The sequence below is a fragment of the Mesorhizobium humile genome (genome assembly GCF_033977215.1).
Taxonomy (GTDB): Bacteria; Pseudomonadota; Alphaproteobacteria; order Rhizobiales; family Rhizobiaceae; genus Mesorhizobium; species Mesorhizobium humile.
This window is the reverse complement of record NZ_JAVIIV010000003.1, coordinates 404399-421585: the sequence shown is the minus strand read 5'-3', so window position 1 is coordinate 421585 and position 17187 is coordinate 404399. Positions and strand designations below refer to the sequence as shown.

The 17187-nt window shown below is 58.1% G+C and carries 13 protein-coding genes; 4 read left to right on the top strand and 9 right to left on the bottom strand.

Annotation, left to right across the window (positions count from 1 at the left end):
• Positions 1-62 precede the first annotated feature (62 nt).
• Positions 63-2096, bottom strand: a complete 2034-nt coding sequence (locus RFM52_RS07350; RefSeq protein ID WP_320294833.1) for a UDP-N-acetylglucosamine 4,6-dehydratase — start codon at positions 2094-2096, stop codon at positions 63-65.
• A 594-nt stretch (positions 2097-2690) separates the two neighbouring features.
• Between RFM52_RS07350 and RFM52_RS07345 the strand changes: the two genes are divergently transcribed.
• Genes RFM52_RS07345 through RFM52_RS07330 form a run of 4 tightly spaced genes read left to right on the top strand, consistent with a single transcriptional unit; the run spans position 2691 to position 6080 of the window.
• Complete coding sequence (locus RFM52_RS07345) at positions 2691-3821, top strand: DegT/DnrJ/EryC1/StrS family aminotransferase (protein WP_320294832.1); 1131 nt, start codon at positions 2691-2693, stop codon at positions 3819-3821.
• A complete protein-coding gene (locus RFM52_RS07340) occupies positions 3818-4756 on the top strand; it encodes a glycosyltransferase family 2 protein (protein ID WP_320294831.1) in 939 nt (312 codons plus the stop codon). The genes RFM52_RS07345 and RFM52_RS07340 overlap by 4 nt, the downstream gene beginning before the upstream one ends.
• The gene (locus RFM52_RS07335; protein WP_320294830.1) at positions 4753-5697 is read left to right on the top strand and encodes a WxcM-like domain-containing protein; all 945 of its coding nucleotides are present in this window, start codon (positions 4753-4755) and stop codon (positions 5695-5697) included. The genes RFM52_RS07340 and RFM52_RS07335 overlap by 4 nt, the downstream gene beginning before the upstream one ends.
• Positions 5694-6080 (top strand): hypothetical protein, encoded by a 387-nt coding sequence (locus tag RFM52_RS07330; RefSeq protein WP_320294829.1) that lies wholly within the window; start codon positions 5694-5696, stop codon positions 6078-6080. Before RFM52_RS07335 ends, RFM52_RS07330 begins: the two co-directional genes overlap by 4 nt.
• A 289-nt stretch (positions 6081-6369) precedes the next feature.
• Here RFM52_RS07330 and RFM52_RS07325 read toward each other — a convergent pair whose 3' ends face one another.
• The 8 genes from RFM52_RS07325 to rfbB form a co-directional block, all read right to left on the bottom strand.
• A complete protein-coding gene (locus RFM52_RS07325; protein WP_320294828.1) occupies positions 6370-7173 on the bottom strand; it encodes a glycosyltransferase family A protein in 804 nt (267 codons plus the stop codon).
• Between the two features lie 70 nt (positions 7174-7243).
• Positions 7244-8008 (bottom strand): sulfotransferase family protein, encoded by a 765-nt coding sequence (locus tag RFM52_RS07320; RefSeq protein ID WP_320294827.1) that lies wholly within the window; start codon positions 8006-8008, stop codon positions 7244-7246.
• A gap of 21 nt (positions 8009-8029) precedes the next feature.
• Positions 8030-9568 (bottom strand): ABC transporter ATP-binding protein, encoded by a 1539-nt coding sequence (locus RFM52_RS07315; protein ID WP_320294826.1) that lies wholly within the window; start codon positions 9566-9568, stop codon positions 8030-8032.
• Positions 9558-10358, bottom strand: coding sequence for an ABC transporter permease (locus tag RFM52_RS07310; RefSeq protein ID WP_320294825.1), 801 nt, complete (start codon positions 10356-10358; stop codon positions 9558-9560). Before RFM52_RS07310 ends, RFM52_RS07315 begins: the two co-directional genes overlap by 11 nt.
• Before the next feature lie 66 nt (positions 10359-10424).
• The gene (locus RFM52_RS07305) at positions 10425-11261 is read right to left on the bottom strand and encodes a methyltransferase domain-containing protein (RefSeq protein ID WP_320294824.1); all 837 of its coding nucleotides are present in this window, start codon (positions 11259-11261) and stop codon (positions 10425-10427) included.
• 2 nt (positions 11262-11263) lie between these two features.
• The gene (locus tag RFM52_RS07300; RefSeq protein WP_320294823.1) at positions 11264-15130 is read right to left on the bottom strand and encodes a glycosyltransferase; all 3867 of its coding nucleotides are present in this window, start codon (positions 15128-15130) and stop codon (positions 11264-11266) included.
• Entirely contained in the window at positions 15127-16035 is a 909-nt protein-coding gene (rfbD, locus tag RFM52_RS07295) for a dTDP-4-dehydrorhamnose reductase (RefSeq protein WP_320294822.1), read from the bottom strand. The genes RFM52_RS07300 and rfbD overlap by 4 nt, the downstream gene beginning before the upstream one ends.
• The gene (rfbB, locus tag RFM52_RS07290; protein ID WP_320294821.1) at positions 16032-17186 is read right to left on the bottom strand and encodes a dTDP-glucose 4,6-dehydratase; all 1155 of its coding nucleotides are present in this window, start codon (positions 17184-17186) and stop codon (positions 16032-16034) included. Before rfbB ends, rfbD begins: the two co-directional genes overlap by 4 nt.
• Position 17187 lies beyond the last annotated feature (1 nt).

Here is a 17187-nt window from a genome sequence, read left to right as displayed (position 1 = left end):
GTCACTTGCCAGAAGGGTGCTTGAACAGGTTTCAATAGCCAATTGCGGGCGTACGGCACAGGTTAACCGACCTGTCCGGCCGTTTTCGGCACCACCTCTTCGCGCGCGCCGCGAATGTCTTCTTCCGCCCCATAGAGTCCGGCAAGGATGGCAAGCGCGGCGGCCTTGTCGCGATTGTGCATCGCGGCCACCAGCGCCGGCAGAACCGCCTCGATCCTCGGCCATTCAATGACGCCGGTCTTGAGGCCGAAGATCTTGGCGATGTCGAGCTTGACCACCTCCTCGTTCTCGGCGTGCAGCGCCTCGTGCAGCTTCTCGCCGGGCCTGATGCCGGTGAAGCGGATCGGAATGTCGGTGTAGGGGCTTTTGCCAGCCATGCGGATCATGGTCTCGGCGACTTCGAGGATCGGCACGGGCTTGCCCATGTCGAGCATGTAGATGGCGTAGTCATCCGCGCCCCGGCGCCGCTCGGCGTCGGCGGCCGACATGATGACGAGGTCGACGGCCTCGGCCACGGTCATGAAATAGCGGGTCATGCGCCGGTCGGTGATGGTCACCGGCCCGCCGGCCTCGATCTGCGCCTGGAAGATGGTCGCCACCGAGCCGTTGGAGCCGAAGACATTGCCGAAACGCACGGCGATGAATTTCGTGCCCGAATGACGTAGATCGGAGACGCCGGCATGGCCGTTCGCCGCGCCGGCGCGCGGCTGCGGCGACGTCGCCTGGGCTTCATGCAGCGAGGAGACGACCTGTTCGGCCGCCCGCTTGGTGACGCCCAGCACCGAAGTCGGGTCGACGGCCTTGTCGCTGGAAATCAGCAGGAACTGCGGCACCCCGCATTCGGCGGCGATCTCGGCGCAGGCGAGCGTGCCGAAGACATTCGTCTCGATCGCGGCTTCCCAGTTCTCCTCGAGCAGCGGCACGTGCTTGAGCGCCGCGGCATGGAAGATGATCGCGGGTTTGAACTCGCTGACCAGACGCGTCATGTGAGGCCGGTCGGTGACGTCGACAATGCGGCTGGTCAGCCGGTCGCGGTCGCCATCGTCGGTCTGCTGATCGAGCTGGAAAATGCCGAACTCGGAATTGTCGGCCACCAGCACCGCCTCGGCGCCCAGCTCCAGCGCGCGCTTGACGAGCACGCGGCCGATGGAGCCGGCACCGCCTGTGACCATGACGCGCTTGCCGCCGACGAAAGCGCCGATCCGCGTGGTGTCGGTGGCCACCGCCGAACGGCGCATGATGGTCTCCATCTCGACGGCATCGAGGACCAGCTTGCCGCCCTGCCCCAGTTCCGACAGGCCGGAAAACTGGACGACGCCGATGCCGCTGTGGCGGGCAATCCGCACCAGCTCGGCATAGTCCTCGATCTCGCGCTCGACCCCCTGGCCGAAGATCAGGAGGTCGAGGTTTTCCGTGCCCTTGACATAGTCCTCCAGCACTTCGACCAGGCGCGCCCGCAGCGCCACGACCGGAACGCCCTGGATCTGCGTGCCGAGCGGCGCCTCGCTCTCGGTGGCCATGATGCCGGCGATCGCGTATTCGGCGGGCTGGGCCGTGCGGGTGAAGCGGACGATCAGGTCCGCCTCGCTCAGCCGACCGATGAACAGTGCCTGTTTGGTCGAGGCATCGCCGGTGGCGCGGCGCAAAATGCGCCAGCTCGCGCCGTCGCGCAGGAAGCGATAGTAGAGCCTGGGCGCCGAAATGATGGTGAAGGAGACCAGGAAGAAGACGATGAACTGGCGCTCGTTGAGGCCGGCGACCGGCTGGAAGAAGAAGCGGAAGCCGAGCGAAGCCAGATAGAGAACCACCGTGAGGCTGCCGCAGCCCTTCAGGATATTGAAGAAGTCGGGCGTGGAGGCAAAGCGCCAGACGGTGTTGTAGAGACCGCAGGTGCGGAACAAAAGATGGGCGATGAGCACGATGAGCGCCCAGCAGGCCAGCCCACTGGCGGAGAACGCGTCGAAGGAAAGCCGCGACTGCGACAGGATCAGGCTAAGCGCCACCGCGACCAGGACCATGACGAGATCCTGGATCATGATGATGGCGCGCCGCATCCTTGGTCGGATACCCGATACGGCTTCTACGTATGCAGTCATTGGGTAGTACTGAACTCCAGGCGCCGGGATATGACTGCCAGAACAGCGCCGGACCGACCAGCGTCCGCCACCACTCTGGATTGCAAAGTCCCCAACCCCTTACCCGACTATCGCCTTAGCGCGGAGAGGGCGGGAGAGCCAGAGGTTTTTTGGGTGCATATGCGGTTGTGCAAATAATTTGTCTGGAAGCTGCAACAACTCAAGCCGGACTTGTTGGTCGCTTCAGAAAAGCCGCCGGAAGACACCCAATAGGTTCTGCTAATAAATAGCGCAGGATCGCGATTCGGCTTCACTAAGCCGCCATAAGCTTGTTGCAACGGCTATGCACGAAGAGACCAACGCTCAAAGGTGGTCGAGTGGCGTCGCTCACGGCGGCGCCGATCAAGCCTGCGGAGACGGCATTGACCAATACCGCAGCTTACCACGCTTCGCAAAGCAGTTGCGGCTGAGCCGGAATCTCAATAGTTGTGGCTCTGGTCTTGGCTTTCCCGCAGTGCCCTCGATGCAAGTATCGTCAGATGTGGTGCATCGGCAGCAGTTGAATTTTCTGGGTGTTTTGCCACGCAAGGATGCCGGAATGGATAAGAGTTGTTGATGACAACGCCCAATGCCGTTCCGATGAACGATCTCAAGCGCCTGTACCAGCGCTACGAGGCCAAGATCGCGCGCGAAGTGGCGAGCACGTTGCAGTCCGGATGGTGGCTCAACGGCGCGGCGGGCAAGCGATTCGCAGCGAACTTTGCGAAGTTTGTAGGAGCCGCCAATTGCATCCTTGTCGCAAACGGCACGGACGCCCTTGAACTCGCCTTACGCTCGATCGTCGGACTCGATGATGCGCACGGACGCGAGGTGATCGTGGCGGCCAATGCTGGGGGATATGCCAGTTGTGCCTGCTGGCACAACAACCTCATTCCACATTACGTCGACATCGAACCGGCAAGCCAACTTGTAAGCGTCCAATCCGTGCTGCAAGCGGTGAGTGTCGACACGGCTGCGATCGTCGTTACCCACCTTTACGGCGGGGTGGTCGACGTTACCGCTGTTCGGACGGGACTTATCGCTGCCGGCATGTCGCACATACCGGTCATCGAGGATTGCGCCCAGGCGCACGGTGCCAGCATCCGGGGTGAGATGGCTGGGTCACTTGGAGACATCGCCACTTTCAGCTTCTACCCGACCAAGAATCTCGGCGCGATGGGTGACGGTGGCGCGGTCCTCACCTCCAATCCAAGACTGGCAGAGCGCGTTCGTCAGCTTCATCAATATGGCTGGAGCTCCAAATATCATGTGGGTTTGCCTGGAGGGCGCAACTCCCGCATGGATGAGGTCCAGGCCGCGATTTTGGACGTCCTTCTTCCGGATCTGAACAGCCGCAATGAACAGCGTCGTGCCGTCCTCGGCCGATTCAAGGCCGCTGCCGGGCGCCGGCTCAAATTCCTCGACGGCGGCGCCGGCGCGGTTGCGCACCTTGCGGTCCTGCTCTGCGACGATCGGGATGCATTCCGGGCGTTCATGAAGGACCGCGGCATCGACACCGATATTCACTATCCCGTGCTCGATTGCGATCAGGTCGGTTGGGCAGACCTGCCCATGAAAGGGGTGCAGAACCTCGCGATCTCCAGGGCAAGCATAGGCCGTCTTTGTTCCGTCCCGTGCTACCCGGACATGTCGAATGACGAGATCGAGCAAGTCTGCAAGGCCCTCGGCGAATGGGAGGCAATGTGACAGCGCGTTCCATTGTTTTTCCCATCTATCGAAACGAGGCGAACATCCCTGCCCTGATGCAGGCGGTTGCCGGCTTTCACGGCAGGTACCAAGGCGATATCGAGTTCGTCTTCGTCATCGACGGATCGCCGGATGCATCCGGCGCGCTGCTGATCACGGCTTTGAAGGATACCGACTACGACTACAAGGTGATCTTCCACAGTCGCAACTTTGGCTCCTTCACGGCCATCAGAACCGGGCTCGAGCATGCATCGGGCAAGTATGTGGCTGCAATGGCGGCCGATCTTCAAGAACCGCCGGAACTCATCGTCGAATTCTTTTCAATACTGGAAAGAGACGCGACGGACGTCGTGTTCGGCAAAAGAGCGGGGCGAGACGATCCGCTGTTGACGCGGTTTCTTTCCCGGGCGTTCTGGGGCGTGTACCGCAGGCTGATCCTGCCCAGCATGCCAAGCGGGGGCGTCGATATTTTTGCCTGCAACCGCCAGGTGCTGGAAGCGATCCTGTCAATCGAGGAACCGAACAGCTCGCTTGTCGTGCAACTGTTCTGGGTAGGCTTCAGGCGGGAATTCGTGCCCTATCACCGCCGCGAACGGGAGCATGGGAAAAGCGCCTGGGGCATGGGGCGCCGACTCCGGTATATGATGGACTCGATCTTGTCGTTTTCCGACTTTCCGATCGTTCTTACACTCTGGGTGGGGATTGCCGGCTGCATTCTCAGCCTCGTGTTTGCGGTAATCACCGTCGTCGCCCGCTTGCTTGGCAAGATCGACCCGGCCGGGTACACGACACTGGTGCTGCTCATCGTGGGATTTGGGTCGGCGATCCTCGCGGTGCAGGGCATCCTGGGCTGTTATCTTTGGCGAGCGGTTGAAAATACCAAATCGCGCCCACTGCGGATAATAAGTCGCATTGTCGATGGGACGTCTGCATGAACGACAAGACCTTTTTTGTTCATGACCGCGGCATCTGCGAAAGCACGAACGTCGGCGACGGCACGCGCATATGGGCATTCGCCCATGTCCTTCCGGGTGCCGTGATCGGCGCCAATTGCAACATCTGCGATCATGTGTTTGTCGAGAATGATGTGACGGTCGGCGACGACGTCACCATAAAAAGCGGCGTTCAGTTGTGGGATGGCGTGCGCATCCGCAACCGCGTCTTCGTCGGGCCGAATGTTGCATTCACCAACGACCGCTTCCCGCGCTCGAAGCACTACCCGGAGACGTTTCTCCAGACGATCGTCGAGGACGGCGCTTCGATCGGGGCCAATGCAACGATCCTGCCGGGAATAACCATCGGCCGCCAGGCAATGGTCGGCGCTGGCGCCGTGGTGACCAAGAATGTGCCGGCCAACGCCGTGGTCGTCGGAAATCCGGCCGTCATCGTCGGCTATCAGACCGGTCCGCAGGTTGAACCGACCATAATGCAAGCGACACCCGGCGCCGCCGGCGACAGGATGGCGCTGGACGTCGGCGGCTGCGAGCTCTGGCGGTTGCCGCATTTCAGCGACCTGCGCGGCGAACTGGCCCCGCTCGAGTTCGGACGGAACCTGCCCTTCAAGCCGTTGCGCTCGTTTCTCGTTTATGGCGTTCGTTCCGACAAGGTCAGGGGTGAGCATGCGCACCGCCAGTGCCACCAATTCCTGATTGCCACCCATGGCCGCCTCTCGGTGGTCGTCGATGACGGCCGCGAAAGGAAGGAAGTGTTGCTGGCGGATCCCTCGATCGGTCTCTACCTGCCGCCCGGGGTATGGGGCATCCAGTACAAGTTCCAGCCGGATACGGTTCTGCTGGTCATGGCCTCGCATCCATATGACGCAAGCGATTACATCAGGGACTATTCGGATTTCCTCGCGACAGTCCAAGCCGGATGAGCACTGACCGGATAGGCCCGGATGCGCTGCGTTTTCTCGCGGCGGGCGGGTTGAACACCGCATTGACGAGCGCCGTCTACTTTGCCGGCCTGACAGTTCTGTCGTCAGGCGTTTCCTACACGATTGCCTGGCTGGCGGGCCTCGCATTCGTGATGGCGTTCTATCCGGACCGCGTCTTTCCAGGCGGGCGTACCGGCTTCGCGGACCGGCTGGCGGTCGGCGGTTCGGTCGTCGCGGTGTTCGTGGCCGGCCTGGCAACCCTTCATCTTCTCGAGCGAGCGCTGCAAAGCCGCACGGCGGCCTTCTTTGCAACGCTTGCGATCACGACGACGCTCAATTTCCTGGTTTCCCGATGGATCCTGCGCAGACACGCCCCTCCTTGATCCGGGCGGTTATCAGGCTGTTTGCGATCTTTGTCGCAGATGTACTTTTCCGAGCCGGCCTCTTTTTCGCTGTCCATTGAAGAGGAGGTAGCTGCGACCAGGACCATGACGACGGGCCGCACCCTCGGACCGACCAGCGCCCGCTGCCGCTGGATTGCAAAATCCACGACCACTTACCCGGCTATCGCCTTAGCGCGGGAGATTGGGCGAGAGCTAGGGATTTGGATCTTTTCGCGTTCCGGTTGATTAGTGGATGGGCGCGCATGCGCTCCGAGACCGGTTGCCTATGCTATCGCGATTGAGTGATGAAGATGTGATTCTTGTGTGGTTGTGTCCTGTTCCATTCCGTCTGCACCGCGTGTTCAAACATCTGCCCGCGGCTAGGCAAGCGGACCATCTCGTCACGGAACTTCGCTCGCCAACCGTGCCATCCGCGATTGCGAACCTCCTCTTCCGAGTAGCTCCGTTGAACTGAATATTTCCTTCGGGCATGGGCCGCGCTTAGCACAATATAGTGCCGAAGTACAAAGCTCTGCGGGAACAACCACCTTCCCTCAAAGTTTGCCTCATGTCCACCAGACTCCGCCAGTTCTATATCCAGTGCCTTCTTCCAGCACCGGACAAGCCTGACAGGATGCGGCTCGAAGAAATAGTAGTGGCGCATGCGCTCGACATAATCCGTCCCCTCAAAGGACTCCGATTCATCGGTCGGAACAAAAACAAACTCGTCAAAATTGATAGCGTTGAAGCCAGCCGCATCGACGGAGGCGATCGCATCGGCAAGGAGGACATTAGCAACGGGCGATTCCATGATCTCGTCCGCGTCGTGGTGAATGAACCAGTCCGCATCAATTTCGATTGCTAGTTGCTGCTTCAGCTTCAGCAATCCCACCCAATCATAAAAGCCTGGGTATTCAGCAGGCACGATGCGGATCAAACCTCGACCCAGATAGTCCTTGGCCGCCTCCACAGTCCGGTCAGTAGAGCCATTGTCGATAAGGCAAAATTCGATACCATTCCGGCACAGATGCTCCAGGCAACGGCTGATGTAGAGTTCTTCGTTTCGGACGGCGATAAGAGCAACGATGCGCACTGGGTCTCCGTTGTCAGTCGATGTAACATCCCGGTCGAACCGCCGCGTGGAGGCGGCCCACCATTTGAACCTACGAAAGGTAGGTGGATAGATGCCGCTCTACCAATTCGATTTCGCTGTCGGCAAGCTCGGCACGGCCACGCCCAACACTCCTTGAGTGGACAACGGCGTGCTTTGAAGATTTGGGATCTTCTATCCCGCCTCGCCGCTCCGGCGCATTCAAACTGACAAGCATCTGTGCCTCGAAGGGCTCACCAAGGTGCTCTGCCAAGGTCATGACCGCATCCTCAGGTGAGTTCACAAGATCATCGTAGTCAATCTCGATGCTCGTCGCCGGATTGGTAGAACAGTACGCATCACCAGCCTTTCGAAATCGTTCATACAGATAAACCTTGTTCTCGAATTCGATTGGCACCGCCTTCTCAAAGCCGATCTCGACAAGCGACGCCAGGGCATCCAATGGATTTCGAACCACGTGAACGAACAGAAAACCGTTAGGCAAAATCGCGTCCCATTCCCGTAGATACAAAACATTCTCTGGGTTTTTGTCGGCCCAGCGTTCCTTTCCGGAGAGCCTTGCTGCCTCCTCGTGAAACGCGATGAATGCCGCCCCGAAAATCGAGAGCAGCTGCGTGTCCGGCAGCCCGTAAGATCTTGCGGTTGAGAACAGGCGCACATGCGCCAATGGATCATTTATATAATCGCCAAAAAAATCCTTGAAGAACTTCACTTCAGGGCCGCAATGAATATGACTATGAGAATCCAAAATTCTTCGAACCAGCGTGGTCCCTGATCTGTAAAATCCGCCGATGACAATGGGTTTTGCAGGCTTCATCGAATTTACGCCAAAGGCTGCTTAGAGGTCAGGAAGATTTGACGCGGCTTGAGATTTTTTCTCGCAGGCCAAGCTAAGCCTTGCACCAAGATCGATTCTGCCAATCGCGACGATGTCTGCCTCTGGAGCAGTACGCGACATCAGTGCATCAATGATCCTGTGCATTACTATTTGTTCCGCGCCAACGGTCCCAAAAACACCACAGGTAAAGAAGTATGTACCAGGAAGAGTTAGACAAGAAAACTCAATTGCGACACTTATGGTCTCTCCCTTTGCCACCTTCGGGGTACGTTGTGACGGGGAGTTAATAGACTGCACGCCAGCCAGACCAAGGCCGTCGACAGTTCGAATCCACATCCCGAATCCTACGTTTGTAGCATCAACGTCGAACTCGACGGAGTACTGGAAAATATAGCGTTTACCCAAACGCAATACGTTCGCGACATGTCCGTGAAGCGTGGTTATCCTGACGTCGCGGATTTTGGCGCCTCTTTCCTCAAGTACCACCGTGGATTTCGAAACGAGGTTGGCATCAAAGTAGTCAGCAAGGCCATCTTTGTCTGGCCCATCCTGCGTGACACTAGCTTCGTGCTCGCTTACCTGCGGTGCGGCCATGGAAAGATCGGACCATCTTTCGATGTTAGACTTGGTCGATTCTGCAAGAGGCGCTCCGTCGACATCCGATCTTAGAAGGCCGCCCACTGGTCCGAAGTCGTCGTTCATTTGCAAAATAGCAGCTCGGATTTCCGTAGCTCCTGCGGAACTGGCATTCGCTAGTCGCTGGTATTGGCTCACCACCGCTTTCGGCATGCCTTCGAATATCTTCTCCCCACCATCAATAAGCATCGCCCGTGTGCATAGCTGAACGATTGTCGAAGCACCATGGCTCACGAACAGGATGGTACCACCCTTGTCCTTGATATCCTCGATACGGGCGAAGCATTTGCGCTGAAACGCCTCATCGCCCACTGCAAGCGCCTCGTCCACCACGAGGATGTCTGGATCAACGTTGATGGCAGTGGCGAAGGCGAGCCGCACATACATGCCCGACGAATAAGTCTTCACTGGCTGGTCAATGAACGGACCGATATCGGCGAAGCGGGCAATGTCATCAAAGCGCCACTCCATCTCCTTGCGTGGCACGCCTAGGATCGAGGCGTTGAGAAAGACGTTCTCGCGCCCGGTGAATTCTGGATTGAAGCCGGCGCCAAGTTCGAGCAGAGCGGCGATACGGCCATTGACCTCGACCGATCCGCTGGTCGGCTGAAGGGTGCCGCAAATGATCTGCAATAGCGTCGACTTGCCGGAACCGTTTCGGCCGATAATGCCGACCGTCTCGCCTCGTCCGACTTCAAAGGACACGCCTGACAGAGCGGCGAAATCGCGAAAGTAGCGTCGGGGCGGGCGGCCAATCAGGCGTTCGAGGCGCGGGACCACCATCTGCTTGAAGCGGTCCTCCGGCCGCCCGAACATGACATAATGTTTCGAAACATCGCGCACGCGAATGGCGACGTCCGAACGGCCATCTAAGGCAACGGCAACAGATCTATCAGAGGACATCGGCAAAACCCCTGCGTGTCGTCTGGAAAAACTGATAGCCAAGAACTGCTACCAGAATCGACACAAGCAAGTAGCTACCAAGCGCCGTCCAATTCGGCTGTACGCCGAAAATGACTACATTGCGGAAGCTCTCGACCGGCACGGCAAGCGGGTTCAAAGAAAGATAGGGCTGCAACCCAACAGGCAGTGCTGTACGCGGAAACAAGACGGGTGACAGAAACAAAGTGGCCGTGAGTACCGGCGGCACAATCAACCCGATATCGCGAAAATAGACTCCGACGGCTGCTAGCATCCAAGCTACGCCTAGGACCATAACGGCCATTGGCGCAATCACCACAGGCGCAAGAATGACGGTCAGGTGAATGCCACCGAACACGAACCCCGCGAAGCAGAGCAACACCAGCAGGCTAACGCAGGCGTGAAAAAGAGCGGCACCAACCGAAATGGCAGGCAGGATATGAATCGGAAAAACAATCTTCTTCACATAATTACGATTATTTAAAACTAGACTAGGAGCTGTGGACAGCACTTCAGAGAATACCTGAAACACTATGAGGCCCGAAAACAGGACGACGGAGAATTCGGCCATTGAATGCTCTGTATTTGTGGCGCTTGGAACGCTCCATCGCGACTTCATTACGAAGCCGAATACGAAGGTATAGACCGCCAACATGAACAGCGGCGTGAGCAGCGACCACAGCAGGCCAAACGCCGAACCGCGGTATCGACCAGTGATTTCGCGACGTGTGAGGGAGAGGAGAAGAGGCATTGTTTTCGAATAATTCGCCATCAATCGGTCTCGCGGAATTGCTTTGGCAAAGGTCACCTGCCGACTGAGTACTCGAGCTGCGAGCGTTCAATCTCCATGAAGGAAGACCCCTTCCTGATTTCGTTGATAGCCTGATTTTATGGTCGCAGGGTCCGGTGCCGCGAACGGCACGAACCGACCATGCTTGCGAAGCACAAAATCGAAAGACATGGCAAACTCGTAGGTGTCCAACTGCTGCAGGTCTGCCTTGGAACTCCAATGCTCTTTATAGAGCCGCCGGATTAGATCGGGCGTCGGGTTCCATTTATGGCCGAATGGAGCTCGGTCGTTCCGAGAGTCCCAGGTAAAACGCCAATCGGGCACAATGATCCCGATACCGCCACCAGGCTTAACGATATCAAGCCAATGGTTGATCGTACCCACCGGGTCTTCCACATGCTCAAGCATATGAAGCGCCACAATGTAGTCGATGGTGTTTGGCCTAAACGGAAGATCATCCGAAAGCGCTAAAAAGGCCGAGGCATTTAGCTGGGAATGTTCGCCGGACGCCTTTCCGAGAGAGCCTTGCCGCATGATGTCGACCGACAGTAGATACGGCGAAATTGTCCGAGTCCCGCAACCTACGTTCAGGCCCACGAGAGCCTCAGGGCGATAGCCTAGCGGCGCCGAACTCATTGCGGCTAGTTCTTCAGCTTTGACTACCTCCGGCACCTCGTCTCCAAAGTAGAGAACGACTGACTTTGTAGCTCGTGAAAACTGTTCACGTTGGCGACGAGTCAGCGGCGACAACAACGCCACATTCTTTGCGTCCGTGATCGGCTGAACAAGGCGGGCATGCAGGCGTTCAATCTCTTCGTCAGTAAGTGGTCCACCATGGGGGGAGAACGTCCAATCTCTCTTTCGATTCACAAAATTTATCTGCATATTCATTTTCCAGAGTCAGAAATGACGTTGTTCATCGCAGTAAACGATCGCTCCCAGGTCCACTCTCTTACTGTCTTTCGCCCTCCATCGATCAGCTTTGCTCTGAGTTCTTCGTCCATCAGAAGGCGACGCACTGCATCTTTCGCTGCGGCGACATCCCCCGTATCGACGACTAAAGCGTTCCGACCGTCAACGATGTATTCGTCGTATCCAGTTACCTTTCCTACAACGACCGCACACCCACAAGCCATCGCTTCCATTGGCGGGCCGAAGAACCCCTCAATGCGGCTCATCTTCAGAAAGACATCGCAAGACGAATAGATCTCACCCATTTTTCCGAACTCAACACCTTCAAAGAACCTGTCGACCCGCCAGTCCTGCGGCGGTTGCCCGGCGGAACTCACCACCCAAATCTCGCAATCCAGGTCATGAATGGCACTATAGGCATCCGCCATCCCTTTAAATGGAACGTTGATAGGCCCCTCTAAAAGAACCCGCTTCCTGCTGCGTCGCGCAGACGTCGCCCTCCCTTTTGAGTGAAAAATAGTCTGATCCAAACCATTAGGAACATAGGCGGCAGATTTCCCGAATTCCTCCTTCAGGAAGCGACGAATCCAATGCGCTTCCGTAAGGAACTCGAAAGGTAAATGGTAGCCATCGGCGATACGTTTCCTTGTCGTTTCATCATCAACGAAGCGCCGCTCGTCCGACTGCACAAAGTACATCTTTCGCGATGCAGGGAGCTGTTCCACAAAATCAACAGTTTGCCATCCTGTGGCGAAAAGAGCATCAATGTTCCTAAGGATGTATCCGTCCACCATGCTGGCTTTGTATACCGGAACCGTCAGCCCGGGATACCAAGACGCGTCCGAATGCTCTCCAATGTTTATAATTGTAACATCGTGTCCAAATGCGAGGAGCATCATTGCGTGCTTGAAAACAACAGCTGTCCCGCCGCCAATTCCAACCCCAGGCAGAACGAAAACTATCTTTTTGAATATTGGCGCTCTTACTTGAAATTCCTGTTCAAATCTTTCGAGCCAATACTCATCATTCGCCTTGAAGGCCAACTCGTTATTTCCAGCATGAATTCTTAGTTTGCTCAAAACTTGAGGAAGAGCGACGAACTCGTGCCCGAAGTAAGCCATCCTAGCCCATAGCTCGTGATCTTCCCTGTATTCCATCTGAGGCTTAAGAACCCCAGACGCCGAGAACGCTTCTCTTCGGACCGCTACCGTACTCTGACATGGCACACATACACGCTTCAGCATCTCAAGGTCGCATGGGGGGCTAAAGACAACCTGCCCGTCCTCCAAACCCTCAACCGTACGGGATCCGTCCACGATCGCCTGCCAACCGCCATAAACGACATCAGCGCCCGTTTCAGCAAAGGCGGCCTCGGTCAAACTCAATCTGTTGTTGATAGCGACGTCATCACTGTCCAAAAATGCAACATACTCGCCACGAGCCTCTAAAATTCCCTTGTTTCGACCACGGACTGCGTTTCCCGATGGCATCGGGTAACTAAAAATCCTTACCCTATGGTCATTTTTGAATTCATTTACGACTTCAACAGTTTCCGAAGGAGATCCATCTAATACCAATATTAGCTCAAAGGATTTGTTGTCTTGCGATAGAATTGAACCTATGGCTTCTCTCAACTCCCATGTTCTGTCATATATGGGAATAACAACAGAGAACCGCGGATCGCTTGCGTCATTCTCTTCTCTTTTGGACAAAACTACTGCTAACTCGGCAGCAGCGGTCGCAGCCCGACGAGCTGAATGCGCCGCAGCTTTCCAGTGCACTAGACGCAAAAGGCTTGGTGCGTGCTTGGACACCAGCCAAGAGATTTGGCGTCGAACGGTCAGGGGCAGAGGCAGAGATCTGTAGATGGTATAGATGGAGCCAGGTAAATCATCCAAAATCATGGCTGTATGCGCCACAGGCGGCGTTTGTTTTGCAGGAGGGTCCGCCAGCGCTTCTGTGCCACCGTGAGCACCGCTACGCCGATTCGCTAACCCGCCTTTGCTGTGGGTTATAAAATGAGCTAGCGGATTTAGCCCGGTGCGTGCAGCATCGGGGTTATCGCGCAGATAGTTGTTACTACTGAACCACGGATTTGGATCGCGCCCCTCACGGGCACCGAAGACAACGTAATGCCGCAGGGGGTCAATACGCCATCCAGCAACATCGGGATTGTTCTTGAGATACCATTCCCTATCGAAAGTTCCAGATTTTCTAATGATTCCCGCAGCCCGGACCTCGCGTATCGGCGCAAGAGAGCGCTTTGTGGCAACTTTCCACAGAACAGAAAGAGGATAGCCAATGCCGAACGATGTATGCTTAGCGAAGCGACCTATCGATCGCAGCGGGGACGTTATTCGCCAAGATGTACTATCTTGGATGGCTTCAAGGCGCACCCGATGATCGGCGAGAATTTCATCTCGCTCCATCAGCATATTCGTGTGTCCAACGCGAAGAGTATCCAACTCCTGGGTCAAGCGACGCAATCGATCTTCCGCCTCCGACGCGCGGTGTCTTTCGCGCTCGACTTCCATCTGCAATTCAGCCGTACGCGCGGCAAATTCCTTCTCTTTTGTATCGGTAGGCATCTCAGCTTTGGCGGACAGCTCGTCCGTCAGACGCCTGACCGCGTCCCGCTGCTGGGCCAACTCAGCATCCTTTCGTGCAACCTTTGCCTGAAGTTTTTCGACGTCGGCTGTACGGCGATGCGTATCTGCCGCGTGTTCATCAACCAAATGCTGAAGGGCTACCTGCTGCTGCGTTAGCTGCGCATTTTTTTCTCCCATCTCTTGATGAAGGGCCGTCAGATCCGCCGCCTGCCGATCAATCTCCGCAGCGCGCTCGTCCGCAAGACTCTGCAGCTGAGAATTTGCCCGCTCCGATATTGAGGCACGCGCCTCGATCTCCTGGAAGAAAGCTTCCCCAAACACCGGGGTGAAGCTGTCGAAGGAAGTTCGTATGGTATCCAGCTGAGCCATTGCCATGGCATCAAAAGGATCAGCCTCCAGATCCTTCAGCGCCGAGTACGCCTGCTTGATCCAATCTACGATGCGTGGATCGGCATAAAGCAGTTCCGCACTTGCCGAATGATGTTGGTGGTCGGATGAAAAGTGCGTGGAAATGGCTTCGCCCGATGGCTGTGGCCACGCCACTTGTAGAGCTTTGGTAACCTTGTCGATACCCACCCGCCAGTCCTCAAGCATCGCTTCATACGACACGAATACGCGCGGCTTTCCGCGCGTTGCACGTTCTGCCTCCAACTCATGCCGCAGCCATAGGAGAGCACTGAAACCGGATGTGAACCCATCGCGTTTTTCCAACGAAGCAATCACGGCTAAAGGATTGCGCTGGGTCAGGACGTAGCAAACGTCGATGTCCAACTGCTTCAATATCTCTGCATAAAGCGGCACGAAACGCGAGATTCTGGGCTCCTTGAGAACGAAAAGCGGTGCGCTGCCGTATTCCTCGTCTATTAGCTTCGCGATCTCGGCCTTGTAAAAACGCAGCCGCGCGGCACCGAGATCAGTTTGCTCGAAGGGACGCCAGTCATCCCAACGACTTCCAGCTTCTGCCAACATCTGCTCGTGCAGATCTATCAACCGCAGCGGCTCCCAATGGCCGGCAGGGTTGGTTGGATTTGCTCCAAGCATGTTCTTCGGCAACGCCGCGCCAAGCAGGCTGATCGCTCTCGTCAGCGCGCTGGTGCCCGAGCGGTGCATGCCAAGAACCATGATGCATGTGCGCTTCGCGGGCTTGGCCTTGGCGCGCTTCTTCGGCGCCGCTTGATCGGCCGGCTGCGCGCTCGCATCGCGCAGTTGCTCCGGTGATGGATTCTCGTTCATGCACTCAATGCCTGTTTCGTCTCGCTGCCCCCCAGCCGCCGAACCACGCTTTCCACCGATACCCTCCACCCCGGCGCCTTCCACCCAAACACGCCTTCAAACTTCGCGCTCGACAGCCGCGAATTGGCCGGCCGCCTGGCCTTGGTCGGATAGTCGCTCGTGGCGATGTCGCGCACGCTCGCGTGCGGGCCACCAAACGCCCGGCTTGTGTCGAGGATGTGACGGGCAAAGCCGCTCCAGTTGGTCTCGCCGCCGCCCGCCAGGTGATAGACGCCGAAGGCGGCGAAATTCCTGTCGGTTTGCAGTCTCGCCGCCGCATGCAGGATCGCCTCGGCGATGTCGAGCGCCGATGTCGGGTTTCCCCACTGATCGGCAACGACCGAAATCTCGTCTCGGCTGGCGGCAAGCCGAAGCATCGTCTTGACGAAGTTGTTGCCGAAGGGGCTGTAGACCCAGGCCGTGCGCAGGATGAGATGGCGCGGGTTGGCGGTCGCTACCGCCTCTTCGCCGGCGAGCTTGGAGGCGCCGTAGACGCCGAGCGGCGCGGTCGGGTCGGTCTCGACATAGGCGCCGTCCTTGGTGCCGTCGAAGACATAGTCGGTCGACAAATAGATGACCGGAACGCCGAGCCTTGCCGCCGCTTCGGCCACCTTGCCGGCGCCGGTTGCGTTGACGGCAAAGGCCAGGTCCTTCTCGTCCTCGGCCTGGTCGACGGCGGTGTAGGCGGCGGCGGAAACGACGATGTCGGGCCTTGCCGCTTCAAGTGCCGCGAACACCGTGTCCGGCCGCGCCAGGTCGAGCGCCGGCCGGCCGACGGCGACGACTTCGAGGCCGTCACGGCCCCTTGCCGTCTCTACCAGGCTTGCGGCAACCTGGCCCTCGCGTCCGGTGACGGCAAGCCTCACGTGGCCACCTTCCTGCTCCCGGCCTTGCTTCCGGTCGGGCTGCTTTCGCTCTTTGCGTTTTCGATCGGGGCGCTTGCGGCCGGGCGCGTTTCCACCCTGCCCCGGCCCAGCCGTTCGCCGTCATAGCGCTGCTCGCGGATCGGGCCCCACCACCATTTGTTGTCGAGATACCAGTCGACGGTCCTGGCCAGGCCGCTGTCGAAATTCTCGCGCGGCGCCCAGCCGAGGTCGCGCGCGATCTTGGCGGCGTCGATCGCGTAGCGCCGGTCATGGCCGGGGCGGTCGGTGACGAAGGTGATCAGATCGCGGTAACTTTTGCCGCCTGCGCGCGGCCGCTTCAGATCGAGCAGGCCGCAGATCGTCTCGACGACGCCGAGATTGGTGCGCTCGGAATTGCCGCCGACATTGTAGCTCTCGCCCGGCTGTCCCTTGGTGGCCACCAGTTCCAGCGCGCGCGCGTGATCCTCGACGAACAGCCAGTCGCGCACATTGGCGCCGGCGCCGTAGACGGGCAGCGGCTTCTCGTCGAGCGCGTTGAGGATGACCAGCGGGATCAGCTTTTCCGGGAAATGGTAGGGCCCGTAATTGTTCGAGCAGTTGGACAGCACCACCGGCAGGCCGTAGGTCTCGTGCCAGGCCCGCACCAGATGGTCGGACGCCGCCTTCGACGCCGAATAGGGCGAGGACGGCGCGTAAGGCGTCTCCTCGACGAACATGCCGCCATCGAAAGGCAGGTCGCCGAACACCTCGTCGGTCGAGACATGATGGAAGCGGAAGCCGGGCTTGCGCTCCTCGGACAGCCCACGCCAGTATTCCAGCGCCGCATTCAGGATGCGGTAGGTGCCGACAATGTTGGTCTCGATGAAGGCGCCGGGGCCGTCGATCGAGCGGTCGACATGGCTCTCGGCGGCGAGGTTCATGACGATGTCGATGTCGTCTCGGCGCAATATCTCCAGCACCGCGCGCTCGTCGCAGATGTCGGCCTGCTCGAAACGGTAGTTGTGCGCGTTCTCGATCGGCCTGAGCGAAGCGAGGTTGCCGGCATAGGTGAGCTTGTCGAGATTGGTGACGCGGTAGGCCGGATTGGCGCACAGATGCCGGCACACGGCCGAGCCGATGAAGCCGGCGCCACCGGTGACCAGAAAGTTCATG

Bases quoted from the DNA above. Each gene is read 5' to 3' on its own strand.
- RFM52_RS07330 (WP_320294829.1), top strand. From the start codon at position 5,694: ATGAGCACTGACCGGATAGGCCCGGATGCGCTGCGTTTTCTCGCGGCG.
- RFM52_RS07320 (WP_320294827.1), bottom strand. From the start codon at position 8,008: ATGAAGCCTGCAAAACCCATTGTCATCGGCGGATTTTACAGATCAGGG.
- rfbB (WP_320294821.1), bottom strand. From the start codon at position 17,186: ATGAACTTTCTGGTCACCGGTGGCGCCGGCTTCATCGGCTCGGCCGTG.
- RFM52_RS07335 (WP_320294830.1), top strand. From the start codon at position 4,753: ATGAACGACAAGACCTTTTTTGTTCATGACCGCGGCATCTGCGAAAGC.
- RFM52_RS07350 (WP_320294833.1), bottom strand. From the start codon at position 2,096: ATGACTGCATACGTAGAAGCCGTATCGGGTATCCGACCAAGGATGCGG.
- RFM52_RS07315 (WP_320294826.1), bottom strand. From the start codon at position 9,568: ATGTCCTCTGATAGATCTGTTGCCGTTGCCTTAGATGGCCGTTCGGAC.
- RFM52_RS07300 (WP_320294823.1), bottom strand. From the start codon at position 15,130: ATGAACGAGAATCCATCACCGGAGCAACTGCGCGATGCGAGCGCGCAG.
- RFM52_RS07310 (WP_320294825.1), bottom strand. From the start codon at position 10,358: ATGGCGAATTATTCGAAAACAATGCCTCTTCTCCTCTCCCTCACACGT.
- RFM52_RS07345 (WP_320294832.1), top strand. From the start codon at position 2,691: ATGACAACGCCCAATGCCGTTCCGATGAACGATCTCAAGCGCCTGTAC.
- RFM52_RS07305 (WP_320294824.1), bottom strand. From the start codon at position 11,261: ATGCAGATAAATTTTGTGAATCGAAAGAGAGATTGGACGTTCTCCCCC.